This window comes from Dorea sp. 210702-DFI.3.125 (genome assembly GCF_020560945.1).
In the GTDB taxonomy this organism is placed as follows: Bacteria; Bacillota; Clostridia; order Lachnospirales; family Lachnospiraceae; genus Dorea; species Dorea formicigenerans.
This window is the reverse complement of record NZ_JAJCNF010000102.1, coordinates 1-335: the sequence shown is the minus strand read 5'-3', so window position 1 is coordinate 335 and position 335 is coordinate 1. Positions and strand designations below refer to the sequence as shown.

Here is a 335-nt window from a genome sequence, read left to right as displayed (position 1 = left end):
TAAAGAACGACTTGAGGAAAACAAAAGAATTGTTGCAGAGCGAGAAAGAGAAAACACACACCGTCCAAGCCATGATAGAGGAATGTCGAGATAAGCAGAGACAGGCAGAACAGGAACGGGATTATGCACTCTCCCATCAGAAAAAAGTAGAGATACCGGTTGAAAAGCCGGTACTCTATCAAAAGTGCGGGAATTGTAAACAGACAGCTTATCTGAAAGCTAAGGAAAAGTATGATATGCAGAGGGAAAAACTGGCAGGCAGATATAAAACAAAAACAGCCATGTATGAAGCATTGATGTTTCTGCTGATATGGTATTCCGTATCAACTACTCTT

Annotated in this window: 1 protein-coding gene; it reads left to right on the top strand. The window is 40.9% G+C overall.

What is annotated here, in order from left to right:
• Nucleotides 1–71: 71 nt before the first annotated feature.
• Nucleotides 72–335: DUF6040 family protein (locus tag LI164_RS15740; RefSeq protein ID WP_227087386.1), on the top strand; the 264-nt coding region annotated here is incomplete at its 3' end.